Here is a 23,401-nt window from a genome sequence, read left to right as displayed (position 1 = left end):
CCAGGGTCAGCCCCTCCCCCCGCTGAGGTTCCGCCACTGCGGGCCGACCCGCTTCCACTCCTCGTCCCACTCCGCGAGGCGCCGGCGGATCAGGTGCCCGCACACCAGCCGCCCTCCGCCCCACAGCGCGGCCCCCACGGCAGGGGCGACGAGCGCGCCGGTGACGGCCGCCTGCAGCCACGACTCCGCCGGGTCGAGGGGCTTGGAGACCAGGCGCCCCTCACCGTCCGTCCACAAGGTGACCCGGGAGCCGGCGGCGACGGCCGGGGCGACCTTCGCCCGGCCGGTGTGCTCGGAGCCGTCCGCGGCGGTCCAGCGCACCGGCGCCCACACCCTGCTGTCGTCGTAGCCACCGGCAGCGGGCACGGCGTCCGCCGAGTCCTTGGTCAGCACGGCGGAGACGGCGTGCGCCTCCGCACGCCGTGCGGCAAGGTTCCCGTCCACCATCGCCGCCGCCGCCGCGCCCGCGAACACTCCGCCCAGGAGAGCGAGGATCCAGGTGGCCAGCACGATGCAGGCCTCGACGGTGTCGCTGCGACGCCGGAGCGGGTTGCTCCGCCACCGCCAGCGCCAGCGCCGGAACCACACACCGGTCGCTTTCGTACGACGTGTCCTCGCCATCGGCCGTCGCCTCCTTCCCGCGCTCCGGCCGTCGTCGGAGTCTCAGGCGGGCTGAGTTCCTTCGGTGTCCGGAAGATCGGGTTCGAGGTCCGGGTGGGGGCGCGGTCCGGTGAACGCGGTGTCACGGACGCGGCCGGCCCTCGTCACGACGCCGTCGGGCACGGCGAGCGCGCCCCGGGCGTCCCGAGTGTCGTGCATGGCGACCTCCAAGGGGTTCAGGTGCCCGCGTACGACATCTTCAGCTTCGGTCAGAAGCCCGCCGAGTGCATAGTCCGAACGGCCCCGGCCGCTCCGCCACCGGGTGGCTATGCCTCGTCCGTGCTGCCGTGACCGTCCTGTCCGGCCACCGGCACCCGCCACACCAGCGTGGTACCTCCGTCGTCGGGCCTGCGCAACTCCAGACGGCCGCCGAGCTGCTCGGCCCGTTCCTGCATGTTCCGCAACCCGCTGCGGCGGCCGGCGGGCGGGATGCCCACGCCGTTGTCGGTGACCGTCAGGCGCAGTTCGCGACCGTCGGTCTTCAGGGCCACGTCGGCACGGTCGGCACGGGCGTGCCGGGCGACGTTGGTCAGGGCCTCGGAGAGGACGGCGACCGCATGGTCGGCGATCTCCCGCGGCACGTCGGTGTCCACCAGGCCTTCCATGCGCACGCTGGGGGCGAATCCCAGGACGGACGCCGCCTCGCCCACCGCCCGTACGACGCGTGCCCGCAACCCGGTCCCGGCCGTGCCCTCGCGCGCCCGCAGGCCGAAGATCGTCGACCGGATGATCTTGATGGTCTCGTCGAGGTCGTCCACGGCCCGCAGCACCCGCTCGGACGCCTCCGCGTGGTCGATGAAACGGCCTGCGCTCTGCAGCGTCATGCCGGTGGCGAACAGCCGCTGGATCGCCAGGTCGTGCAGGTCCCGGGCGATCCGGTCGCGGTCCTGGAGCACCGCGATCTCCTCCGCGTCCCGGCGGCGCTCGGCCAGTTCCATGGCGATCGCCGCCTGCGCCGCGAAGACCTGCAGGGGTTCGGTCTCCTTGTCCGTGAACGGCGTTGCCCCGGCCTCCCGGACCAGGAGGACCACACCGCGCACGCCGCCCTCGCCGGTCCCGATGGGTACCGCAACGGCCGGGCCGAGCCCGGCGAACCCCGGCAGCCCGGCCAAGACGCGTTCGTCATGGATGACGTCCTCGCAGGTGACGGGGGCGGCACCGGTGAACGCCTCGCCGATCAGGCTGCCGTCCTCGGGCAGCACCAGACCCCGCAGGGCCTCCGCCTCCTGTCCGAGGGCCAGTTCCACGGTGAGCGCGTCGGTGTCCGCCATCGGCATCGCGACCACGGCCCGGGCCGCGCCGGTGATCTCCATCGCGCGTTCCGCGATCAGGCCGAGTGCCTCGGTGCGCTCGGCCCCGGACATCAGGCTCTGGGTGATCTCCGCGTTGGCCCGCAGCCAGCGCTCGCGCAGCCGGGACTCCGCGTACAGCCGGGCGTTGTCGATCGCGACACCGGCCGCAACGGCCAGCGTCTGGATGACCGAGACGTCGTCCTCGTCGAACTGGCCGCCGCCCCGCTTCTCGGTCAGGTACAGGTTGCCGAAGACCTGGTCGCGCACGCGGATCGGAACGCCGAGGAAGGTGTTCATCGGCGGGTGGTGGGGCGGGAAGCCGTACGACGCCGGGTGCTCCGAGATCTTCGCCAGGCACAGCGGCTCCGGCTCGCGGATCAGCTCGCCCAGGATGCCGTGGCCCTCCGGATACGGACCGATCCTCGCGATCTGCTCCTCGGTGACCCCGACCGTGTGGAAGGCCGACAGCCGCTTGCCGTCGGGCCCGATCACGCCGAGCGCCGCGTACTCGGCGTCGACCAGTACGGCAGCGGCCTCGACGATGCTGTGCAGGGCCTGTTCCAGGTCGAGTTCCCGGCCGACCGAGAGGACCGCCTCCAGCAGGCTGTGCACCCGGTCGCGCGTACCGCGGGCCGCGTCCAGCCTCGCCTGCAACTCTTCCAGCAACTCGTCGAGCCTCAGCTGCGGCAGCCGTACCCGGGCCTCGTCGGGGCTTCCCACCTGCACTCCTACCCGTCCCCTAGCGCACGGACCGGACCGGTCCGGTCATGGGCCACGGTAATGGCCTGCGACCGAGGACGGTACCGGATCCGGCAGAGGCACCTGCACGGTGCCCCGGCCGTCCCAAGGGCCGTCCGGTCCCCCTCAGGGGCCGGTCGGCACCTGCCGTCAGGGCGCGGGCCGGGGCACAGTGGAGCAAGGAGCGGCACCGATCCCCCGCGGTGTCGCTCCGCCCGTGTCCGGTCCGGCCGTCGCCGGGCGGCCGGCGGAGTCGTACGGCGCACCGCGCGGTCCCCCGCGGCCGCCCGCTCGCAAGCAGGTACGACCGGCCGCCCGCCAGGGCCGAACGGCCCTGGTGCTACGGCCGCCCGCCGGGCTGCAATGGTCTGATGAGCCCGCCCGTGGCTGCCGGAGACGTGACGTGACTGAGATTCCCGGACGGAACCCCGTCCTTACCCCCGAAGACGACCCGACGGCCCCGGTGGGGCCGCGCCGGAAGGTCGAGCTCGACCGTGCCGAGGCGCTGCGGCTGCTGGGCAGTGTGTCCCTGGGGAGGATCGTGTTCACCCGGCACGCGCTGCCCACCGTCCGCCCGGTCAATCACGTCCTGTCCGACGGCGACATCATCATCCGCACCCATGAGGGCGCGGCCCTGACCTCGCATGCCGGACAGAGCAAGGACACCGGGGTCGTCGTCGCATACGAGGCCGACGTCATCGACCCGGACACCCACCTCGGCTGGAGCGTGGTGGTCACGGGTTACGCGCACCTGGTGACCGACCCGGACGAACTGGCCCGCTACCGGGCGCTGCTGCGCCCCTGGGTGGAGCAGACCATGGACTTCGCGGTCCGCATCCGCCCCGACCTGGTCACGGGGGTCCGCCTCACCGCCGGCGGGCGGCGGGGGGACGGCTGAAGGCGGTTCACCACGTCCCGGTGACGCGAACCGCCGCGCACCCGGTGCTGCGGCACCGCGGGACTCCACCCTCGACACGCACGGAACCGGACACTTCGGCCGTCGATGCCAACCGGTCGGGACATCGCCCCGGGACGGGCCGCCACGCGCCGCCCGCCGCGCACACGGACCCTCATGGCAGCGGAGCTGTCACTGACGGCACCGCAGGCGGCCAGGTTCGGGCGGTGTGCGGCCACTTGGCGACATCTCGGTGCGGATGCGCCCGAGTTGCGCTGGGATGGCCCACTCATCGTGAGCCGCCGATCGGGGATGAACATGAGCGACTTGGCCGAAGTGGTGACGCCTGGTTGCGCCGACGTCGTGGAGGAGTTGTGCCAGTGCGGCGCGAGCGTGACGACGGGCGGTCCGCGTGCCGCGGAGGAGCGTTTCCGCGGGCTGCTGGAGGCGGCGCCGGACGCCATGGTGATCGTCGACGACACCGGGACCATCAAACTCGTCAACGCCCAGACCGAGGTCCTCTTCGGCTACGGCCGCGAGGAACTCCTCGGCCGGCCCGTCGAACTCCTCGTCCCCGGCCGATTCCGCGCCCACCACACCGAACACCGCAACAACTACGCCCACAACCAGCAGGTACGCCCCATGGGCGCCGGCCTCGACCTCTACGGCCTACGCAAGGACGGCACCGAGTTCCCCGTCGAGATCAGCCTCAGCCCCCTCGAAACCTCCGACGGCCTCCTCGTCTCCGCCGCCGTCCGCGACGTCAGCGAACGCAAGGCCGCGGAGGAGCGTTTCCGCGGGCTGCTGGAGGCGGCGCCGGACGCCATGGTGATCGTCGACGACACCGGGACCATCAAACTCGTCAACGCCCAGACCGAGGCCCTCTTCGGCCACCGCCGCGAGGAACTCCTCGGCCGGCCCGTCGAACTCCTCGTCCCCGGCCGATTCCGCGCCCACCACACCGAACACCGCAACAACTACGCCCACAACCAGCAGGTACGCCCCATGGGCGCCGGCCTCGACCTCTACGGCCTACGCAAGGACGGCACCGAGTTCCCCGTCGAGATCAGCCTCAGCCCCCTCGAAACCTCCGACGGCCTCCTCGTCTCCGCCGCCGTCCGCGACGTCAGCGAACGCAAGGCCGCCGAGGAACGCATCAACGAACTCGCCGCACTGGTCGAGTCCTCCCAGGACGCGATCCTCGCCAAGACCCTGGACGGCCGCATCACGTACTGGAACGCGGCCGCCCAGCGGCTCTACGGGTACACCTCGGCGCAGGCGGTCGGGCAGCACGTGTCGGTGCTCGCCCCGCCCGACCGGGAGGACGAGATAAGCCGGCTGCTGGAGCGGCTGCGTGACGGCGAGAAGGTCGAGCACTTCGAGACCCTGCGCGTCACCCGCTCGGGCGGCCTGCTGGATGTCGATGTCACCCTGTGGCCGACCCGTGCCCCGGACGGCACGGTCATCGGGGCGTGTGCCATCGTCCGCGACATCAGCGACCGCAAGCGCGCCGAGGCGGAGCTGACGGAACTGTACGAGCAGCAGCGGCACATCGCCCTGACCCTGCAGCGCAGTCTCATGGGCACCCCGCCCGCCATACCGGGCCTCGCCACCGCCAGCCGCTATCTGCCCGCCACCCAGGGCGCCGGCGTGGGCGGGGACTGGTTCGACCTGATCCCGCTGGGCGCGGGCCGGGTCGGCGTGCTGATCGGCGACGTGATGGGCCGCGGTCTGGAGGCCGCCGCCGTGATGGGTCAGCTCCGGTCCGCCGCGCACGCCCTGGCCAAGACCGGGATGCAGCCCCGTCAGCTCATGCAGGCCCTGGACACCGTCGTCGCCGACCTGGACGTTCCCGACCAGTTGGTGACCTGCTGCTACCTGGTCATCGCCGCCGACGCGGGGGAGGTGACCGCGTGCTCCGCGGGCCATCTGCCGGTCCTGGTCACCATCCCGGGCGAGGGCGCCCGGACGCTTCCCGCGCCCGTGAACGCGCCCCTGGGCGTGGGCGGCGTCATCTACGAGCAGTGCTGTACGACCATCGCGCGCGGCGCCACCTTCGTGCTCTACACGGACGGTCTGGTCGAGACTCCCGGCGGCGACATCGAGGACCAGATCACCGAGCTCGTCGCCACGCTGGACAAGCTTGCGAGCCGCTCCCCCGACCTGGAGTTCGTCGCCGACGAGGTGCTGGCCACCCTGCTGCCCGACGCCGACGGCCACGACGACGTCACCCTGCTGCTGACGCGGCTGCCGGCGGCCCCGCTCGCCACGGCCACGACCGAGCTGCCCGCCCTGCCGCGGTCCGTGCCGGAAGGCCGCGGCTTCCTCGGCCGCGTGCTCGACGACTGGGGCCTCGTGGACCGGGCGGACGACGCGTGCCTCCTGCTGTCCGAGGTCCTCACCAATGCCGTACAGCATGCCCAGGGGCCGATCGAGTTGCACGTCTGCCGTACCGACACCGAACTGACGATCGAGATCGCCGACCACAGCCCTCATCTGCCCCAGCCCCGGGTCGCGGCGGAGGACGCGGAGTCGGGCCGGGGGCTGCTCCTCGTGCGTGCCCTCGCCGACGACTGGGGCGTCCGTCCGACGGACAAGGGCAAGACGACATGGTTCAGCCTCAAGGACACCGGGCCGCGTCGGAACGGGTGACGATCACCCGCACAAGGTCGTTACTTCCGAGAGCGGTCAACAGGTCGGCATCGGTCCCGGGAGTACACAGGTCGCCTCGTCAACGTGCCGTAGTTCGGCGCGGCCGCAGGTCACGGCCATGCCGAGGGCTCGTTGGTCAGCGGAACCGGCCACGAACGACACACGGTCGCCCGGCACCAGGCAGTCAGGGATTTCCACCTGGTGACCGATCAGAGGCAGGCAGGACGGGACGGTGTCGGAAAAGTCGGTGACCTCGCACGGCGGCCGGGGCGCGCACCCACCCTCGCCTGGTCAGCGGCTTCCTGGACAGGTACGCATGGCGGAGCAGGGCATGGCGATGCTGCGCTCGCCCTGGACCACGGGGCTGCATCCGGTGATCCATACGGGTCATCCGCTGCGGTGACGACGCCTCCCGACCCGTCGGCAGCCGGGCGGGGAACGGCCTCTACTCAGGCCGGAGAGCGGCCTGGATGGCCGGGGCCAGGCCGTCTTCGATCTCGTCCGGCGTCAACGCAGTCACGGCTGGGAGACGCAGCAGGTAGCGGGTCAGTCCCAGGCCGAGGAGCTGCGCGGAGACGAGACCGGCACGGCGTGTGGCGAGCTCCGGGCCCAGGGCCGCGCTCAGTGCCGGGGCGACCTGGGCCGCGAAGATCTCGTGCATCCGCGCCGCAGCATGTTCATTGGTGACCGCCGACCGAAGCAGGACCAGCAGGGCGTCGTCGGCCGGGTCACCCTCCCAGCGTTCGAGGAAATGCCGCACCATCACCCGAGCCAGTTCGTCGGCAGGGACCGCGGTGAGGTTCGGCAGGTGCAGGTCGATGGCCAGTGCCGCGTCGAAGAGCTGCGCCTTGCTGCCGTAGTAGCGCATGACCATCGAAGGGTCGATGCCGGCATCGGAAGCCACCGCACGAATCGTGGTGCGTTCATAGCCCTGGGCTGCGAATCGCTCACGTGCGGCGCGCAGGATCGCGGCCCTTGTCCGGTCGGAACGCTTGTCCGTGCTGGTCATCTCGTTGATCTCGGAACCCTGTGCCATGCCAACAACTGTAGGCCAACACGTGTTGACTTTCCAGTGCCAACCTGCGCACCATGTCAACACACGTTGGCCAACATTCGTTGGCAAACGGTCGTTGACTTGCTCCCCGGACCAGAACGGAAGACACCGCCATGAACACCGCCGCGCTCCCCGCCCGCACCGAGGTCGCCATCGTCGGTGGCGGCCCGACCGGTCTCGCGCTCGCCGTGACGCTCGCCTCCGCCGGTATCGACTTCGTCGTCCTGGACCGGCTGGCGGAGGGCGCGAACACCTCGCGTGCCGCCGTCGTGCACGCCCGCACCCTGGAGGTCCTGGACGAACTCGGAGCCTCCGAGGAGCTGATCGCGCGCGGCATCCAGGTCACCCGGTTCGCCGTCCGCGACGGCTCCCGCCGACTGCTCACCGTGCCGTTCGACAAGCTGCCCACGCCCCACCCGTACACACTGATGGTTCCCCAGTACGAGACCGAGAGCGTGCTGCTGGCCCGGCTGCGGGCGCTCGGCGGCGATGTGCACCGCCCCTACGAGGTCGCCTCCGTCGTCCAGGACGAGGACGGCGTGACGCTCACCATGACCACCGGAGAGACCCTGCGCGCCGCGTACGCCGTAGGCGCCGACGGCATGCACAGCATCGTGCGCGAAGCCGCCGGCATCGGCTTCACCGGCAACGCCTACGCCGAGTCCTTCGTGCTCGCCGACGTCGTCATGGACTGGGCTCCGGGCTCCGGCGAGGTGTCGCTGACCTTCGGCACCGCCGGCCTCACCGTCGTCGCCCCGCTCCCCGGCGGCCACTACCGCGTCGTCGCCACCGTGGACGACGCCCCGGCCACCCCCGACCTCGCCTTCGTCCAGCGCCTGCTCGACGAGCGCGCCCCCGGCCAGGCCAGGGTCACCGCTCTCGCCTGGTCCTCACGGTTCCGTGTGCACCACCGGGTCGCCGAGCACTACCGCACCGGCCGCCTGTTCCTGGCCGGCGACGCCGCGCACGTGCACAGCCCCGCCGGCGGCCAGGGCATGAACACCGGCATCCAGGACGGCTACACGCTCGGCCGGGCGTTCGCCACCGGGCAGCTCGACGACTACGAGGGCCGGCGCCGCCCCATAGCGCAGCGGGTCGTCGCCTTCACCGACCGGATGACCCGCGTGGCCACCACACGCAACCCCATGGTCCGCGGTGCCCGCAACGTCGTGCTTCCGCTCCTCGGCCGCACAGGCATGCCGAAGAAGCTCGCCACCGAACTCGCCGAGCTCAACTACCGATAGACCACGCCCCCCCCCGCGAAAGACGACCGGCCATGACCAGCACACCGCCGACAGCCGACACAGGCGCAGCTGCCGAGACCGCCGAAGGGACAAGCGCGAGCCGCCGGTCGGCACAGAAGCTCGCCGCCGTCGGCATCGGCTCCGTAGCCGCTGTCGGCGTGGGCGTCGGCGGCGTCCGGGCCGCGACCGACGGCGCCTTCAGCGCGGGATCCGACGATCCGTACGACCTCTGGCACCCGTGGACGACCAGGTCCGGGATCGACCGGATGGTCGCCGCCGGCATCCTGGCCTGCAACCCGCACAACACGCAGGCCTGGCGAATCGCCGTCAAGGGCGACGCGATCCACGTCCACTCCGACCCCGGTCGGCGGATGCCGCTCAACGACGCGAGCGCCCGCGAACACTTCGCCGGGCTCGGCTGCGCAATCGAGAACATGGTGATCGCCACCGGATCAGCCGGCCGCACCGCAAAGGTCATCCTGTTTCCGAACGGCACCGCCTCGGGCCACGTCGCACTGATTGCGCTGAGGGACGACGGCTTCCGGGTCAAGGCCACCCGAAACGTGCACACCGCAGGTGCATCCGGGCCGGCGGCCGCCCGCCGGCGATCCGAGAGGTCCGGTGGGTGACATCGTCCACGGTGGTGATGCCGTACGCGGCGGCGGTTCCTCAGCCCACGCCGCAGCCTGACACCCAGAACCCGGACACCCGGCGACCACCACGGCCGGCGGGCACCCCCACCCTTCGATCCTCCGCACAGCCGGACCAACGGGCCTCACATCTGCGTCAAGGTCGCTCGTAGCGCCGACAGCGACCTGCGACCGGCCGACGACACCAGTAGGCATTCGAAGGCATCCGCTCCACTCCACGTGACCTTCACTGCCGCAAGGTCGATACTGCCGACAGCAGGGTTTTGACCGCAACGCCGCCTACCACCAGGGGATACCTGACGATCTGTCAGGAAAGTCAGCATTGAGTCAGCATCAGGACCGCCGGAACCACCTTCCGCCCACCGTGGACCGCCAAGATCGAGAACTGACCTTACCCACTCTGACCAGCAAAGATACTTACCAGAGGCCCATCTTCCAGCCTCACCAGGAGGTACCCATGAAGATGCTCATCAACGTTCCGGAAACCGTGGTGGCGGACGCGCTGCGGGGGATGGCGGCCGCTCATCCCGAGCTGACCGTGGATGTGGAGAACCGGGTGATCGTACGGCGGGACGCCCCCGTGGCCGGGCAGGTCGCGCTCGTCTCGGGCGGCGGCTCGGGGCACGAGCCGCTGCACGGGGGATTCGTGGGCCACGGGATGCTGTCGGCCGCCTGCCCGGGTGAGGTGTTCACCTCGCCGGTGCCGGACCAGATGGCGCGGGCGGCCGCGGCCGTGGACAGCGGGGCGGGCGTGCTGTTCATCATCAAGAACTACACCGGGGACGTGCTCAACTTCGACATGGCGGCCGAGCTCGCGGAGGACGAGGGAATCCAGGTCGCCAAGGTGCTCGTCAACGACGACGTGGCGGTCACCGACAGCCTCTACACGGCGGGACGGCGCGGCACCGGTGCGACGCTGTTCGTCGAGAAGATCGCGGGCGCCGCCGCGGCCGAGGGGCAGCCGCTGGAGCGGGTCGAGGCCATCGGACGCCAGGTCAACGAGAACTCCCGCAGCTTCGGTGTCGCCCTGAGCGCGTGCACCACCCCGGCGAAGGGCAGCCCCACCTTCGATCTGCCGCCCGGAGAACTGGAGTTGGGCATCGGCATCCACGGCGAGCCGGGCCGGGAACGGCGGGCGATGATGACCTCGGGCGAGATCGCCGACTTCGCGCTGAACGCGATCCTGGAGGACATGCCCCCGCGCAACCCGGTCCTCGTCCTGGTCAACGGCATGGGCGGGACACCGCTCCTGGAGCTGTACGGCTTCAACGCCGAGGTGCAGCGGGTACTCGGAGAGCGCGGCGTCGCCGTGGCCCGCACCCTCGTCGGCAACTACGTCACCTCCCTGGACATGGCGGGCGCCTCGGTCACCCTGTGCCAGGTCGACGAGGAGCTGCTGCGGCTGTGGGACGCGCCGGTGCGGACGTCTGCCCTGCGCTGGGGAATGTGAGACGGCGGCCGAAGCGATCAACACCCCTACCACGCAAGGAGTTCCAGTGCTCGACGCCGACTTCTTCCACCGCTGGATGGCGGCGACCGCCGCGTCCGTCGACCGCGAGGCGGAACGGCTCACCGCTCTCGACTCGCCCATCGGGGACGCCGACCACGGCACCAACATGCAGCGTGGTTTCAGGGCCGTGACGGCCTCGTTGGAGAAGGAAGCGCCTCAGACCCCCGGGGAGATCCTGACGCTCGCCGGACGCCAGCTGATCTCGACGGTCGGCGGCGCCTCCGGGCCCCTGTACGGCACGCTGCTGCGCCGCACGGGCAAGGCGCTCGGCGACGCCGCCGAGGTCAGCCCGGAGCAGCTGGCCGAGGCGCTGGGGGCGGGCGTGGACGGGGTGATGGCCCTCGGGGGCGCCGCGCCCGGTGACAAGACCATGATCGACGCTCTGGTGCCGGCGGTGGACGCGCTCGGCGAGGGCTTCGTCGCGGCTCGGGCCGCCGCCGATGAGGGCGCCGAGGCGACGATCCCGCTGCAGGCCCGCAAGGGCCGGGCGAGCTACCTCGGGGAACGCAGCATCGGACACCAGGACCCCGGAGCCACCAGTTCCGCGCTCCTGATCGCCGCGCTCGTGGAGGCTGCCGGTGAGTGACGAGAAGCTGGTCGGGATCGTACTGGTGTCCCACAGCGCCGAGGTGGCCTCGTCCGTCGCCGAACTGGCCAAGGGCCTGGCGGGCGGCGCGACGACGGTGCCCGTCGCGACGGCGGGCGGCACCGAGAGCGGCGGGCTCGGCACCAGCGCCGAGCTGATCTCCGCCGCGGCCGCGGCCGTGGACCGGGGCGCCGGGGTCGCCGTGCTCACCGATCTCGGCAGCGCGGTGCTCACCGTGAAGGCGCTGATCGCGGAGGGCGGCGAACTGCCCGACGGCGCACGCCTGGTGGACGCCCCCTTCGTGGAGGGCGCGGTGGCCGCGGTCGTCACGGCGGCCACCGGGGCGGGCCTCGACGCGGTGGAGGCGGCGGCCACGGAAGCGTACTCGTATCGGAAGGTCTGACCACCGGGGAACACGCGGGGTGGTTCAGCCGCCCCTGACGAACCGGCCGGCCAGCCGTTCCCCGGTCGCCACGGCCGCCGCGTGGTCCTCGATGGGCTTCACCCGGGAGCCCTTGAAGACGATGTACGTGACACCGGCGGACGTCCCGCCCCGGCCCGGGTCGGGGTCGATGCCGAGGCCCCGCGCCGTGGCGTAGGAGGCCTCGCCGATGATCCCGCGTGGACCCGTGTCCCCGACGACGGCGTACCGGACACGGCCCCGGTACACGACGGCGGCCACGGAACCGCCGCGGACGCCGTGCGCTCGCGGGTTCCAGAGGCCGCTCGGGGCCGGAACCACGATGTACGGCAGCCGTTCGGCGTTCAGGCAACGGCCGTCGGACTGCTGGAACGCGGTGGTCGCCGAGAAGAACGGGTCGGCGCGGCGGTTGCAGCGGGCGGTGGACTGCCCGTCGCAGTCGATGTCCATGTCGGCCTTCCAGAAGACGGCGTCACGGGTGCCACAGACCCGGACGGACGCGGACGCCCTGTCGTCGGTGCGGTAGCGGCCGCGCGAGACGGGGGCGCAGTGACGCACCCGGGCCAGCAGGGCGGCGGCGCGGACCTTCCCCTCGCCGCGCATCACCGGCCCAGGGCGCGGGCCGACAGAAGCGGGGGCGGCAAGCGCCGTCGGGGCGAGCAGGGCGGCGCTTGCCGCGGCCAGCGTCAGCGACTGGACACGCACGACGAGGGACCCTCTCCCGGGGACATCGAGTCCGAGGTCCCGTCAACTTCTTGCGGGAGCCGGGGGCCTGAGCCGGTGTCGGCCCAGGTCACCCCGGCCACCCGCGTCGGCACGGGATCAGCGACGACAGCGTTCCGCGCCACAGGCACGAACTTCCCTTCCTTCTGTGGGAGTTCGGCCAAGAGGAACCTCAGCATACGTAACTTTCCCGGGTGGTCACCAATGCGGCCGCCCTCTTGCTGCGATCGCACCAGCGGAGTCATATTGGTCCGGACCTTTGCTGTCACAGTCATCATGCCGTCCCCGGGGAGGCAGAGCCGTGCGACGCGTTGCCATTCCTCCATTCGTGGCCTGTGGCGCACTGCTTCTGGTGGTGTCCTGCGGATGGGGCGGCACACCCGACGGCGGAGGCGAGCGACTGCCCGGCGTGCCGACCGGCGTCACCGCCACCGCCGGAAGCGCCACCAGCATCCACGTCATGTGGAACACGGTGCCCGACGGTCCCAGCGTCCGGGCCTACGAGGTATATCGCGGCACTACGAAGGTCCGGGAAGTGCCCGGTTCGGAGCACATGGTGGACGTCACCAGGCTCAGGCCGTCCACCATGTATGTCTTCACGGTGCGGGCCCGGGACGACGAGGGGCGTCTCGGCCCGAGCAGCCGGGAGGTGCGCGCGACGACCCCGGCCTTCCTCGCTGCGGACGACTCGGCGCCGACCCGCCCGCGCGAAGCGGCGGGCCGCGCGGTCGCCGGCCGGGCGGTCCAGCTGTCCTGGGCCGCGTCGGCGGACGACCGGGCCGTTGTCTCGTACGACGTCTACCAGGGCGAGACGAAGATCCACAGCGTTGGAGGCGGCCAGACCGCGACGGTGGTCACCGGGCTGCGCCCCGGAACCCGCTACACCTTCACCGTCCGGGCCCGCGACGCGGCCGGCAATCTCTCCCCGGCGAGCGCCCCGGTCCGGCTCACCACGCCGGGCACCGACGACGGCCGGGGCACCGCGCCCACCGGCTTCCGTGCGACGACCCACCGGGCCGACGGGGCGTACTACATCGACCTGTCCTGGGTCCCGCCGCGCACGGACGGGGTGGTCACGGAGTACCAGATCCAGCTCGACGACAGTCCGGCCACGTCCCTGGTGTGGGGCGGCACGCCGCCGCGGGGCCGAGCGACCTACAGCTTCTACACGGGGCGGGACGCGGGGGCCGTCCACCGGGTGCGGATCCGGGCCAGGCTGCCGGACGGCACGTGGGGCGGGTTCTCGGCGGAGCGGACGGTGACGACCGGGGCGTGACGGCCGGCTGGGCCTGCCGCCGGGGGCGTGACAGACGGCCGGACCTGACCGACGGAGGCGTGACAAACGGCCGGACCTGACCGACGGAGGCGTGACAAACGGCTGGGCGTGCCGCAGGGACGCCCCCGTGGCCGGGCAGGTCGCGCCGCCCCGCCTTCCGCGGCTCCTCTCGCTTCCACAACTCCGGTTGTCCCGCCTCCCCGGCTCCCCCCGCTTCCGCCGGGGGAAGGAATCCCTCACCCGCCCGGGGGACGTCCGGATGCGGGACAGGCCCGGGGCACGTTGGCTTCCCCTGAGGCAGCACGGGCGTTTTCCGACCCTCGGCGGCGCATGGGACGTTCCGCCAACCGTGCCGCCGGAGGGCAGCCCAATGCGCACTAATCGACTCCTCCTCCGCTCCGGCCTGACCCTGGCGGCCGCCGCGCTTCCAGCCGGCCTCGCCGGGCCGTCCGCCGCGGCCTCGGGGATCTCCGTGAGCACGATCGGGTCCACCGTGTCGGTCACCACCAGCGCCTGCGCCCTGAACAACGGCAGCTGGGGCAACGCATCCCTGCTGGGCAGCAACCAGGGGAACTTCGCCCAGGGCCGTCAGGCGGCGCTCGCGGGCACGACCGTCAGCCAGTCGGCAGCCTGGTCGAGCGTCAGTCCCGGGACGTACACCGTCGTGGTCGTCTGCTCGAACGGCGTCACCGCGGGCAGCCAGTCCGTCATCGTCTCCACCGGCACCGGCACCGGCCCGACGATCTCGACGACCGCGGGGACCTCGGCGAACTCGACGGGAACGGGCAACTCCGCGTCCCGCGGCGTCATGGGCGGCCTGGGCGGCGCCGCCCGGGACTACGGCGCGCTCACCCTCGGCGTGGGCGCGGCCCTCGTGGGAGCCGGCGTCATCGCCACGGGCTGGTATCTGCGGCGCCGCTCGAAGCCGTACCGGCTCTGAGCACACACCGGGCCGGGCGTCCGGGCGGGACCCCTACTCGGTCCCGCCGCCCGGGGGTTCCACGTCGTCCCCCGGCACCGCCGCCCCGCCCTTCCCGGGCATTTCGTCGAACTCCTTCAGCGCATGCGTGAGCCACTGCGTCCAGAAGGTCTCCAGGTCGATGCCCGCCCGCAGGACGAGGTGGCGCAGCCGGTCCTGCGGGCTGTCCTTGCCCGGCGGGAAGTCGCGCTGTTCGATCTGCTCGTACTCGGCCAACTGCCGCCGGTGCAGGTCGAGATGGCGGCGCAGGTCGGCTTCGAGGCCCGCCGTGCCGACGACCGCTGAGGCGCGCAGCCGCAGCAGCAGCACGTCGCGCTGCGGCTTCGGGTCCTGGGCGGCGGAGGTCCAGCGGGCCAGTTCCGCACGGCCCGCGGGCAGGACCTCGTAGCGCTTCTTCTGCCCACGGGCCGGCTGTTCGGCCGGCAGGGTGCGGATGTACCCCTGGGCCTCCAGTTTTCCCAGCTCGCGATAGATCTGCTGATGCGTCGCCGACCAGAAGTAGCCGATCGACCTGTCGAAACGGCGGGTCAGCTCCAGCCCGGACGACGGCTTCTCAAGCAGGGCGGTGAGGATCGCGTGCGGGAGTGACATGACCTCATCCTAGGGACGCGGCGCCGGGCGTCCGGCGCCCGGCTACAGCGCCGCCGCCAGCTCCGTGCCCTGCTTGATGGCGCGCTTGGCGTCCAGCTCGGCCGCGACGTCGGCACCACCGATGAGGTGCACGCTGCGCCCGGCGGCGACGAGCGCCTCGTACAGGTCGCGGCGCGGCTCCTGACCGGTGCACAGGACGATGGTGTCGACCTCCAGGACCGTGCTCTCGTCGCCCACGGTGACGTGCAGCCCCGCGTCGTCGATCCGGTCGTACCGGACTCCCGGCACCATGGTGACGCCGCGGTGCTTGAGCTCGGTGCGATGGATCCAGCCGGTGGTCTTGCCGAGACCGGCGCCGACCTTGGTGGCCTTGCGCTGGAGCAGGTGGACGGTGCGCGGCGGGGCGGGCCGCTGCGGCGCCGCCAGGCCGCCGGGGGCCTGGTAGTCCATGTCGACGCCCCAGTTGCGGAAGTACGTCGCCGGGTCCTCGCTCGCCTTGTCGCCGCCGTCGGTGAGGTACTCGGCCACGTCGAAGCCGATGCCGCCCGCGCCGAGGATCGCGACCCGGTCGCCGACGGGGGCGCCGTCGCGCAGCACGTCGAGGTAGCCGAGGACGCGCGGGTGGTCGACGCCGGGGATGTCGGGGGTGCGCGGGGTGACGCCGGTGGCGACGACGACCTCGTCGTAGTCGGTCAGCTCCTCGGACGTGACCCAGGTGTCAAGGCGTACGTCCACTCCGTGCTCGTCGAGCTGGTGGCGGAAGTAGCGCAGCGTCTCGTCGAACTCCTGCTTTCCGGGGACCTTGCGGGCCACGTTGAGCTGCCCGCCGATCTCGCTCGCGGCGTCGAACAGCGTCACCTCGTGGCCGCGTTCGGCCGCGCTCACCGCGCAGGCCAGACCCGCGGGCCCCGCGCCGACGACGGCGACGCGCAAGCGCCGCCGGGTCGGGGAGAGGACGAGTTCGGTCTCGTGGCAGGCGCGCGGGTTGACCAGGCAGGAGGTGATCTTGCCGCTGAAGGTGTGGTCGAGGCAGGCCTGGTTGCAGCCGATGCAGGTGTTGATGGCCTCGGGCCGGCCCTCGGCAGCCTTGTTGACGAAGTCGGGGTCGGCAAGCATCGGGCGGGCCATGGAGACCATGTCCGCAGCCCCGTCGGCGAGCAACTCCTCAGCCACTTCCGGGGTGTTGATGCGGTTGGTGGTCACCAGCGGCACGGACACCTCGCCCATGAGCTTCTTGGTGACCCAGGTGTACGCGCCGCGCGGGACGGAGGTGGCGATGGTGGGGATGCGGGCCTCGTGCCAGCCGATGCCGGTGTTGATGATCGTGGCTCCGGCGGCCTCGACGGCCTTGGCGAGCGTGATCACCTCGTCGAAGGAGGAGCCACCGGGAACCAGGTCGAGCATGGACAGCCGGTAGATGATGATGAAGTCCTCGCCGACGGCCTCGCGCACGCGCCGGACGATCTCGACGGGGAACCGCATGCGGTTCTCGTACGAGCCGCCCCAGCGGTCCGCGCGGTGGTTGGTCTGCGCGGCGATGAACTCGTTGATCAGGTAGCCCTCGGAGCCCATGATCTCGACGCCGTCGTAGCCGGCCTGCCGGGCGAGGAGGGCGGCGCGGGCGTAGTCGTCGATCGTCCGCTCGACGTCGGCGTCGGTGAGCTCGCGCGGCGGGAAGGGGCTGATCGGCGCCTGGATCGGGCTGGGGGCCACCAGGTCCTGGTGGTAGGCGTACCGCCCGAAGTGCAGGATCTGCATCGCGATCTTCCCGCCCTCGCGGTGCACCGCGGCCGTGATCGCGGTGTGCTGCTCGGCCTCCGCCTCGGTGGTGAGCTTGGCCCCGCCCTCGTACGGACGTCCCTCGTCGTTGGGCGCGATGCCGCCAGTGACGATCAGTCCCACTCCCCCGCGCGCGCGGGCGGCGTAGAACTCCGCCATCCGCTCGAACCCGCGCTCGGCCTCTTCCAGGCCCACATGCATGGAGCCCATGAGTACGCGGTTGGGCAGTGTGGTGAAGCCCAGGTCGAGGGGGTTCAGCAGGTGCGGGTAACGGCTCATCGGGCCCTCCGTGCGCGGTGTCGTCGCTTCTGTTGTAGAGGACGGCCGCCGCCTTTTGCAACTAGTTGCATAAACGGAGGGAGGTGAGCCCGGCCACTCCGCGACCACGGATGCGGTGTGGCCGGGCGGGCGTCACCGCCTTTCGAGCAGGACGTGCAGCTCCTTCTCCTGGTCGCCCGAGGCCGAAGAGAGGTTGCGCAGCGTGAACAGGGAGTCCAGGGTCGTACGGAGCCGGTCGATCGCCCAGTAGCCGCCGTACGCGTCGGCCTCGACGGTGGACGAGAGCCGCGTCGGAGCCGCGCACTCGTGCGCCTCCGTGACCTCGAACGTGCCGAGCCACACCATCGGGCGCGTCTCGTGGAGCTGCTGCGGTACGTCCTCGGCGCACCGGTCGGACTCGAAGCACGTGCACAGCGCGTCGAACACGATCCGGGCGTCTTCCTTGCTGCATCCGCTGATCTCGACGGAGACGGACTCGTCATGGGTTCGCTCACGGGCCATCGTGATCGCTCCTCTCGTGGCGAAGGCGCGGTACCGCGGGTTCCCCGCGAACCGCGCCACACCTCAGAAAACCACCACTTTCCGGGCGCGCACCACCCGTCGCACCACTCCGACGAGGACTCAGCCGCGGGTGAACCGGTAGGTCTTGCTGTCCGTGAGGACGCAGAAGCCCGGTGACACCACGATCACGCGCAGGGTGCCGGTACGGCGGTCGTAGTCGATGCCCTCGGCCTCGAAGGTGCCGGAGCAGGAACTGCGCAGCGGGAGCTGGCGCAGCGCCGTGACATGGCCGGACACGTCAGCCGTGCCGTTCGGCTCGGCCGACAGGTCGATCTGCAGGAGCGGCTTGGTCATGCCGAAGAGGGTGCCCGCGGGGTCGTCGGAGGAGCACAGCAGGGTCGTCGGACCGGAGAAGTCGCAGCCCTGCACGTCGCGCACGGCGTGGTCCAGGTTGACGGTGGAGGCCTGCGGGAGGTTCGCCGAGGGCGAGGTGCTCGGGTTCACGCCCGGGGTCGGGAAGACCAGGAGCCGGCTCATCGTGCCGTACTCGCCCGCGAGCATCCACTGGCCACCCGGCGAGATGGCGTCCCAGGAGTTGTTGAGGGCCTCCCCGGAGCTGAGCGTGTGGACGTACTCCGACCAGGCACCGCCCGGCGCCTGCACCCGGAACATCTTGGTGCTGCCGGAGTCCCGCTGGTACGGCTCGACGTAGTAGCCGTCGTAGGAGGCGTCGGGGTCGCCGACATGGTTCCAGCCGCGGCTGCTCACATCGGCGGGGATGGTTCCTATGCCGGTGTACCGGTTGGGGCTGCCGGCGGGTACCTCGACCGAGGTCAGACCCTGGCTCTCGGTGAGCGGGTCGGCGCGGTCGGAGCCGACCTCGGTCCAGGTGTCGGCGGCGGAGGCGGGCACCGCGGGTGCGGCGAGGGACACGACGACGGCGGTGGCGAGGGTGACGAGTCCGGTCAGGACCGTGTGACAACGTTGCGGGGCGGACGCGGGCATGGGGCCGACTCCTCGGTTGTGGGGGGACGCACGTTCGGCCGACAGTCTGGACCGGCGATCTGGTCATGTACAGACCAAGATGGGAACGGGGGGTGAACTCGCACGCCCGCCGCGGCAGTGGTGAGGGTCATACCCCCGCGTGGCCCCGGCCCTGCGGCTTCGCCGTACGCCCACCGGCTTGTTGAGGGATGGTGGAGACAGTCGGCGGCGGCGTCGGAGATGCGGTGTGAGCGCGGTAGAACAGGGAGAGTCGGCACGGGGGACGGCCTGCCGTGCGGTCGGTCGAAGGCGGTGCGTGCGATGAGTTCAGCCGAGGCTCCCGTGGCAGGCGGCGACGGGCCGGTGCGTCCGAGCGGGCTGCTCGACGTGCTGGGCGTGGCCTCGGTGGTGCTGGACGACGAGGGCCGCATCGTGCTGTGGAGCCCCCAGGCGGAGGAGCTGTTCGGCTACTCGGCCCAGGAGGCGCTGGGCGAGTACGCCGCCCGGCTGATGGTGCACGAGCAGCACATCCCGCTGGTCGGCAAGCTGTTCGCCGACGTGATGCTGACCGGTCAGAGCTGGGCCGGCGCGTTTCCCGTCCGGGTCAAGGGCGGCGGCACGCGTCTGGTGGAGTTCCGCAACATGCGCCTGCTGGACGACCAGGGGGAGGTGTACGCGCTGGGGCTCGCGGCCGACCAGTCGACGGTCCACCGACTCGAGCAGGATCTGGCACTGTCGGAGCGGATCGTGCAGCAGTCGCCGATCGGACTGGCCGTGTTCGACACCGAGCTGCGGTTCGTCTCCGTCAATCCGGCACTCGCGAAGATCAATGGCGTCGCCGCCGAGGAGCACCTGGGGCGGACGGTCCGCGAGGTGCTGCCGCGGCTGGACACCGACACCCTGGAGGACGCGGCACGCCGCGTGCTGGAGACCGGCGTTCCGCTCATCGACCAGTCCACTGTCGGCAGGACCCCGGCGGACCCGGACGAGGACCACGCCTGGACGGTGTCGGTCTACCGGCTGGAGGACGCCCTGGGCAGGGCGCTCGGCGTCGTGGCCTCCGTCCTGGACATCACCGAGCAGTACCGGGCGGGGATCGAGGCCGAGGCCGCGCGGCGCCGTCTCGCGGTCATCGCGGACGCCTCCGCCAGGATCGGCACCACCCTGGAGCTGGACCGCACGTCGCGCGAGCTGGCCGACGTCGCCGTGCCCGAGCTCGCCGACTTCGCCGCCGTCGATCTGCTCGACGCGGTGGTGGAGGGCCGCCGCAGCACGCTCGGTCCGTCCGAGCCCGCGGTGATGCGCGCCCTCGCCGTACGGGCGGCGCACGGGGAGGACGCCCTCCGGGCCGCCGCCCCGACCGGGCAGCTGACCCGGTACGCCCCCGACCGCCTGATCACGGAGTCCGTACGGACCGGTCGCCCGGTGCTGGTGGCCCAGGTGAAGGACGAGCATCTGCCCCGTATCGCCTGCTCCCCCGAGGCTGCCGTGCTGCTCGGCCGGGCGGGGGTCCACTCCTATCTGGCGGTGCCGCTGATCGCGCGCGGCGAGGTGCTCGGCGCCCTCGAACTCAAGCGCACCCGCAATCCCGAGCCCTTCGGCGTGGACGACCTGCTGCTGGCCCGTGAGCTGGCCGCCCGCGCGGCCGTGCAGATCGACAACGCGCGCTGGTACCAGAACGCCCGCAACACCGCCCTCACCCTGCAGCGCAGCCTGCTGCCCGGCCATCCGCCCGTGACCACCGGCCTGGAGGTCGCCTCCCGCTACCAGCCGGCCGGAGCCACCACCGAGGTCGGCGGCGACTGGTTCGATGTCATCCCGCTGGAGGGCGGCAGGACGGCGCTCGTCGTCGGCGACGTGATGGGCAGCGGGATCAACGCGGCCGCCACCATGGGCCGGCTGCGCACCGCGACCACCACGCTGGCCTCGCTCGGCCTCGATCCCGCGGTGCTCCTGGAGCACCTCGACAAGATCACCTCGGGCCTGGACCACTCCATCGCGACCTGTGTGTACGCCGTCCACGACCCCCATCTGCGCCAGTGCCGCATCGCCAACGCCGGGCACCTGCCCCCGGCCCGCGTCCGTCCCGGCCGGCCGCCGGAACTGCTCGATCTGCCCACAGGGGTGCCGCTCGGCGTGGGCGGCGTGCCCTTCTCCACCGTCACCGTCGACTTCTCCCCCGGTGACGAGCTCGTGTTCTACACCGACGGTCTGGTCGAGACGCGCAGCCACTCGCTCGACGAACGCCTCGACTTCCTCCTCTCGCTGCTCGACGACCCGGCCCGCCCCCTGGAGGAGACCTGCGACCTCCTGCTGCGCACGCTGCACCACCCCGACAACCACGACGACGTGGCGCTGCTCATCGCGCGGGCGCAGGAGCTGACGTGACCGCCTGATTCACAGCGACTCGTTACCCGGGCCTTATCGGCCTCATCGGAGAATCAAAGGGAGGCATGCGCACGAAATGCCGCGTGTCATGGCTGATGGGAGTGAGCTGTGATGCACGAACCGGACCGCGGGCGCGACTCCGGCGACGGGCCCGCCGAGCCGATTCCGCCGATACCCTCGCACTCGCCGCAGGCAGCCGCGCAATGGGAAGTGATCGCCGGACCGGGACAGGACCGTGAGCCGGGTCCGCCCCTTCGCGTCCGGTGGCGCAGGCAGTCCGCACGGACCCGCGCGGTGACCGTGGCGGTCACGTTCGTGGCGCTGGCCCTCGGCGGCACCGTCGCCTACGCCGCCGGCTCGGGCGGCTCGGGCGGTCACGTCGTACCCGCAGCCGCGGGCACCTCCTCCACATCGCCCTCGCCGGACGGGCACGGGCACGGCCCGGGGTTCGGCTGGTTCTTCGGCCTCGGCGGTGGCGGGGTGCACGGCGAGGCGACCGTCAAGGACCGCGGCACCGGGAAGTGGATCGTCCGGGCCTGGCAGCGGGGCACGGTCGAGAAGGTGGACGGCGACCAGGTCACCGTCAAGAGCGACGACGGTGCCCGGTGGACCTGGACCGTGGGCTCGGACACCAGGGTGCTCGCGGACGGTTCGTCCCACTCGGGCGCCGCCGCGCTGAAGAAGGGCGACACGGCCTTCGTCGCCGGTACACGCGCCGGCGACGGAACCCGGACCGCGAAGATCGCCGTCTCCGGCGTCTTCGAACACATGGGCATGGGCATGGGCATGGGCATGGGCGGCCAGGGTGACGATCGGGGCCGATTCCCCGACCGCGGCCCGTGGGGCCACTCCGACCGCACCGCGTCCCCGAGCCCGTCGGACAGCGGCGCGACGACCTGACCGGGGATCGCGAGGCCCGTGCGCGGGGCACGGTTGATGCCTGGTGGCCCGGGGAAGCCACCAGGCATGCCGCTGCCCGGCGAGAGGCGCGAGCGGACGCCGATCCGATTCCGCCAGGGCCTGCGAAGGGCCGCCGATCCGGCCCGCTTCGGGGGCGTGGCGGCGCGACCGGCCCCGAACCGCCGAACGGACTCCGGCCGACCACCGGACACCCGCCGTCGAGGCCCCGAAGGCCGACCGCGCCCGTGAACCCCGGTGACGCGGCCGAGCCCCGGCCGCCGGACGGACCCCTGACCGGACGCCGATCGCCGCTGGCCGGCACCCGGCGGTCCTCGGAGGCCGCCCGAACGCTGTGCGCCCCGTGAGGTCTACGCGCTGACGCCGATCACCACCGTCGTGTACAGCTCCTCCGACACCGCCAGGCGTGTGATCAGCCCGGCGCGGGTGAACGCCTCCGCGGCCACCGCGGCCTGGCGCTCGCTCGTCTCCACCAGGAGGCAGCCGCCGGGGGCGAGCCACTCCGGTGCCTCGGTGACGACCCGGCGCAGGACGTCGAGACCGTCGGCGCCGCCGTCGAGGGCGACGAGGGGTTCGTGTTCGCGGGCCTCGGCCGGGAGGAGGCCCACCTCGCCGGTGGGGACGTACGGCACATTCGCGGCGAGGATGCCGACCCGGCCGCGCAGGTGCCCGGGGAGCGCCTCGAACAGGTCGCCGGTATGGGCGTGACCGCCGTAGGCGGCGATGTTGCGGCGGGCACAGCGCACCGCGGCCGGGTCCACGTCGGCGGCGTGCAGCTCGACCCCGTCGAGGGCGGCGGCCAGGGCCGCGCCGACCGCACCGGAGCCGCAGCACAGATCCACGACGACGGACGCGTGCGGGGACCGGGCGAGGGCCTGGTCGACCAGGAACTCGGTGCGGCGGCGGGGGACGAAGACACCCGGTTCCACATGGACGCGCAGTCCGTGGAACCGGGCCCAGCCGAGGACGTGTTCGAGAGGCAGTCCGGCGACGCGCCGGTCCACCATCGTGGCCAGCTCGTCCGGTGTGCGGGCCGTGGCGAGTATCAACTCCGCCTCGTCCTCGGCGAAGACGCACCCGGCGGCGCGCAGCGCGGAGACGACGGTGGCAGGGGTGAACGGGGGCATAAGAGGCGAGAGCCTTTCGGAGACCAAGGACCGAAGGGTGCTCTCGTGGTCACCTGCTACCGATGACCCGCAAGGCCTTGAGGTGAGAGCACCCCGCCTGACACAGCGGTAATGGGTCTCACCTCCTCGACGGATCATGGCCGGGGCAGTCCGC

Annotated in this window: 21 protein-coding genes; 11 read left to right on the top strand and 10 right to left on the bottom strand. The window is 72.0% G+C overall.

Annotated features, from left to right (window positions below):
• Positions 1-6: 6 nt before the first annotated feature.
• The 3 genes from ACIPSA_RS28720 to ACIPSA_RS28710 form a co-directional block, all read right to left on the bottom strand.
• The gene (locus ACIPSA_RS28720; protein WP_402639474.1) at positions 7-621 is read right to left on the bottom strand and encodes a hypothetical protein; all 615 of its coding nucleotides are present in this window, start codon (positions 619-621) and stop codon (positions 7-9) included.
• A 42-nt stretch (positions 622-663) separates the two neighbouring features.
• Positions 664-819: a hypothetical protein gene (locus ACIPSA_RS28715; protein ID WP_402639472.1), complete on the bottom strand. Its 156-nt coding sequence runs from the start codon at positions 817-819 to the stop codon at positions 664-666.
• 107 nt (positions 820-926) lie between these two features.
• On the bottom strand, positions 927-2,672 hold the full coding sequence (locus ACIPSA_RS28710) for a GAF domain-containing protein (protein ID WP_402639470.1): 1,746 nt from the start codon (positions 2,670-2,672) through the stop codon (positions 927-929).
• Positions 2,673-3,093: 421 nt separating this feature from the next.
• Here ACIPSA_RS28710 and ACIPSA_RS28705 point away from each other — a divergent pair, with 421 nt between their 5' ends.
• The gene (locus ACIPSA_RS28705; RefSeq protein ID WP_402639468.1) at positions 3,094-3,588 is read left to right on the top strand and encodes a pyridoxamine 5'-phosphate oxidase family protein; all 495 of its coding nucleotides are present in this window, start codon (positions 3,094-3,096) and stop codon (positions 3,586-3,588) included.
• Positions 3,589-3,903: 315 nt separating this feature from the next.
• Complete coding sequence (locus ACIPSA_RS28700) at positions 3,904-6,237, top strand: PAS domain S-box protein (protein ID WP_402639466.1); 2,334 nt, start codon at positions 3,904-3,906, stop codon at positions 6,235-6,237.
• A gap of 445 nt (positions 6,238-6,682) precedes the next feature.
• Here ACIPSA_RS28700 and ACIPSA_RS28695 read toward each other — a convergent pair whose 3' ends face one another.
• Positions 6,683-7,273, bottom strand: coding sequence for a TetR family transcriptional regulator (locus ACIPSA_RS28695; RefSeq protein WP_402639464.1), 591 nt, complete (start codon positions 7,271-7,273; stop codon positions 6,683-6,685).
• Between the two features lie 131 nt (positions 7,274-7,404).
• On the opposite strand from ACIPSA_RS28695, the gene ACIPSA_RS28690 reads away from it, so the two are divergent.
• The 5 genes from ACIPSA_RS28690 (at position 7,405) to ACIPSA_RS28670 (ending at position 11,684) form a co-directional block, all read left to right on the top strand.
• Entirely contained in the window at positions 7,405-8,535 is a 1,131-nt protein-coding gene (locus ACIPSA_RS28690; RefSeq protein WP_402639462.1) for an FAD-dependent oxidoreductase, read from the top strand.
• A 158-nt stretch (positions 8,536-8,693) separates the two neighbouring features.
• Positions 8,694-9,164, top strand: coding sequence for a hypothetical protein (locus ACIPSA_RS28685; RefSeq protein WP_402639461.1), 471 nt, complete (start codon positions 8,694-8,696; stop codon positions 9,162-9,164).
• Positions 9,165-9,642: 478 nt separating this feature from the next.
• Complete coding sequence (dhaK, locus tag ACIPSA_RS28680) at positions 9,643-10,635, top strand: dihydroxyacetone kinase subunit DhaK (RefSeq protein ID WP_402639459.1); 993 nt, start codon at positions 9,643-9,645, stop codon at positions 10,633-10,635.
• A 46-nt stretch (positions 10,636-10,681) separates the two neighbouring features.
• Positions 10,682-11,281: a dihydroxyacetone kinase subunit DhaL gene (gene dhaL, locus ACIPSA_RS28675; protein ID WP_402639457.1), complete on the top strand. Its 600-nt coding sequence runs from the start codon at positions 10,682-10,684 to the stop codon at positions 11,279-11,281.
• Entirely contained in the window at positions 11,274-11,684 is a 411-nt protein-coding gene (locus ACIPSA_RS28670; protein ID WP_402639455.1) for a PTS-dependent dihydroxyacetone kinase phosphotransferase subunit DhaM, read from the top strand. The genes dhaL and ACIPSA_RS28670 overlap by 8 nt, the downstream gene beginning before the upstream one ends.
• A gap of 24 nt (positions 11,685-11,708) precedes the next feature.
• On the opposite strand, the gene ACIPSA_RS28665 is transcribed toward ACIPSA_RS28670, so the two are convergent.
• The gene (locus ACIPSA_RS28665; RefSeq protein ID WP_402639453.1) at positions 11,709-12,407 is read right to left on the bottom strand and encodes a glycoside hydrolase family 75 protein; all 699 of its coding nucleotides are present in this window, start codon (positions 12,405-12,407) and stop codon (positions 11,709-11,711) included.
• Between the two features lie 319 nt (positions 12,408-12,726).
• Here ACIPSA_RS28665 and ACIPSA_RS28660 point away from each other — a divergent pair, with 319 nt between their 5' ends.
• Positions 12,727-13,701, top strand: a complete 975-nt coding sequence (locus ACIPSA_RS28660) for a fibronectin type III domain-containing protein (protein ID WP_402639451.1) — start codon at positions 12,727-12,729, stop codon at positions 13,699-13,701.
• Positions 13,702-14,071: 370 nt separating this feature from the next.
• Positions 14,072-14,641: a hypothetical protein gene (locus ACIPSA_RS28655; protein WP_402639449.1), complete on the top strand. Its 570-nt coding sequence runs from the start codon at positions 14,072-14,074 to the stop codon at positions 14,639-14,641.
• Positions 14,642-14,674: 33 nt separating this feature from the next.
• Here ACIPSA_RS28655 and ACIPSA_RS28650 read toward each other — a convergent pair whose 3' ends face one another.
• The 4 genes from ACIPSA_RS28650 to ACIPSA_RS28635 all read right to left on the bottom strand — a co-directional run bounded on the left by ACIPSA_RS28650 (position 14,675) and on the right by ACIPSA_RS28635 (position 18,835).
• Positions 14,675-15,271, bottom strand: a complete 597-nt coding sequence (locus ACIPSA_RS28650) for a PadR family transcriptional regulator (protein ID WP_402639447.1) — start codon at positions 15,269-15,271, stop codon at positions 14,675-14,677.
• 42 nt (positions 15,272-15,313) lie between these two features.
• On the bottom strand, positions 15,314-17,329 hold the full coding sequence (locus ACIPSA_RS28645) for an FAD-dependent oxidoreductase (RefSeq protein ID WP_402639445.1): 2,016 nt from the start codon (positions 17,327-17,329) through the stop codon (positions 15,314-15,316).
• Positions 17,330-17,461: 132 nt separating this feature from the next.
• Positions 17,462-17,830 (bottom strand): hypothetical protein, encoded by a 369-nt coding sequence (locus ACIPSA_RS28640; RefSeq protein WP_402639443.1) that lies wholly within the window; start codon positions 17,828-17,830, stop codon positions 17,462-17,464.
• A gap of 120 nt (positions 17,831-17,950) precedes the next feature.
• On the bottom strand, positions 17,951-18,835 hold the full coding sequence (locus tag ACIPSA_RS28635; protein WP_402639441.1) for a hypothetical protein: 885 nt from the start codon (positions 18,833-18,835) through the stop codon (positions 17,951-17,953).
• 300 nt (positions 18,836-19,135) lie between these two features.
• Here ACIPSA_RS28635 and ACIPSA_RS28630 point away from each other — a divergent pair, with 300 nt between their 5' ends.
• Positions 19,136-21,202, top strand: a complete 2,067-nt coding sequence (locus ACIPSA_RS28630; RefSeq protein ID WP_402639439.1) for a SpoIIE family protein phosphatase — start codon at positions 19,136-19,138, stop codon at positions 21,200-21,202.
• A gap of 111 nt (positions 21,203-21,313) precedes the next feature.
• Entirely contained in the window at positions 21,314-22,102 is a 789-nt protein-coding gene (locus ACIPSA_RS28625) for a hypothetical protein (protein WP_402639438.1), read from the top strand.
• A gap of 368 nt (positions 22,103-22,470) precedes the next feature.
• Here the strand turns inward: ACIPSA_RS28625 and ACIPSA_RS28620 are convergent, their stop codons facing one another.
• Entirely contained in the window at positions 22,471-23,247 is a 777-nt protein-coding gene (locus ACIPSA_RS28620) for a putative protein N(5)-glutamine methyltransferase (RefSeq protein ID WP_402639436.1), read from the bottom strand.
• Positions 23,248-23,401: the final 154 nt, after the last annotated feature.

It is taken from the genome of Streptomyces sp. NPDC086549, from assembly GCF_044746205.1.
Taxonomy (GTDB): Bacteria; Actinomycetota; Actinomycetes; order Streptomycetales; family Streptomycetaceae; genus Streptomyces.
The sequence above is the reverse complement of the archived record's forward strand: the minus strand, read 5'-3'. Positions and strand labels throughout refer to the sequence as shown.

Bases quoted from the DNA above. Each gene is read 5' to 3' on its own strand.
- ACIPSA_RS28720 (WP_402639474.1), bottom strand. From the start codon at position 621: ATGGCGAGGACACGTCGTACGAAAGCGACCGGTGTGTGGTTCCGGCGC.
- ACIPSA_RS28715 (WP_402639472.1), bottom strand. From the start codon at position 819: ATGCACGACACTCGGGACGCCCGGGGCGCGCTCGCCGTGCCCGACGGC.
- ACIPSA_RS28700 (WP_402639466.1), top strand. From the start codon at position 3,904: ATGAGCGACTTGGCCGAAGTGGTGACGCCTGGTTGCGCCGACGTCGTG.
- ACIPSA_RS28695 (WP_402639464.1), bottom strand. From the start codon at position 7,273: ATGGCACAGGGTTCCGAGATCAACGAGATGACCAGCACGGACAAGCGT.
- ACIPSA_RS28690 (WP_402639462.1), top strand. From the start codon at position 7,405: ATGAACACCGCCGCGCTCCCCGCCCGCACCGAGGTCGCCATCGTCGGT.
- dhaK (WP_402639459.1), top strand. From the start codon at position 9,643: ATGAAGATGCTCATCAACGTTCCGGAAACCGTGGTGGCGGACGCGCTG.
- ACIPSA_RS28655 (WP_402639449.1), top strand. From the start codon at position 14,072: ATGCGCACTAATCGACTCCTCCTCCGCTCCGGCCTGACCCTGGCGGCC.
- ACIPSA_RS28650 (WP_402639447.1), bottom strand. From the start codon at position 15,271: ATGTCACTCCCGCACGCGATCCTCACCGCCCTGCTTGAGAAGCCGTCG.
- ACIPSA_RS28645 (WP_402639445.1), bottom strand. From the start codon at position 17,329: ATGAGCCGTTACCCGCACCTGCTGAACCCCCTCGACCTGGGCTTCACC.
- ACIPSA_RS28640 (WP_402639443.1), bottom strand. From the start codon at position 17,830: ATGGCCCGTGAGCGAACCCATGACGAGTCCGTCTCCGTCGAGATCAGC.
- ACIPSA_RS28635 (WP_402639441.1), bottom strand. From the start codon at position 18,835: ATGCCCGCGTCCGCCCCGCAACGTTGTCACACGGTCCTGACCGGACTC.
- ACIPSA_RS28630 (WP_402639439.1), top strand. From the start codon at position 19,136: ATGAGTTCAGCCGAGGCTCCCGTGGCAGGCGGCGACGGGCCGGTGCGT.
- ACIPSA_RS28625 (WP_402639438.1), top strand. From the start codon at position 21,314: ATGCACGAACCGGACCGCGGGCGCGACTCCGGCGACGGGCCCGCCGAG.
- ACIPSA_RS28620 (WP_402639436.1), bottom strand. From the start codon at position 23,247: ATGCCCCCGTTCACCCCTGCCACCGTCGTCTCCGCGCTGCGCGCCGCC.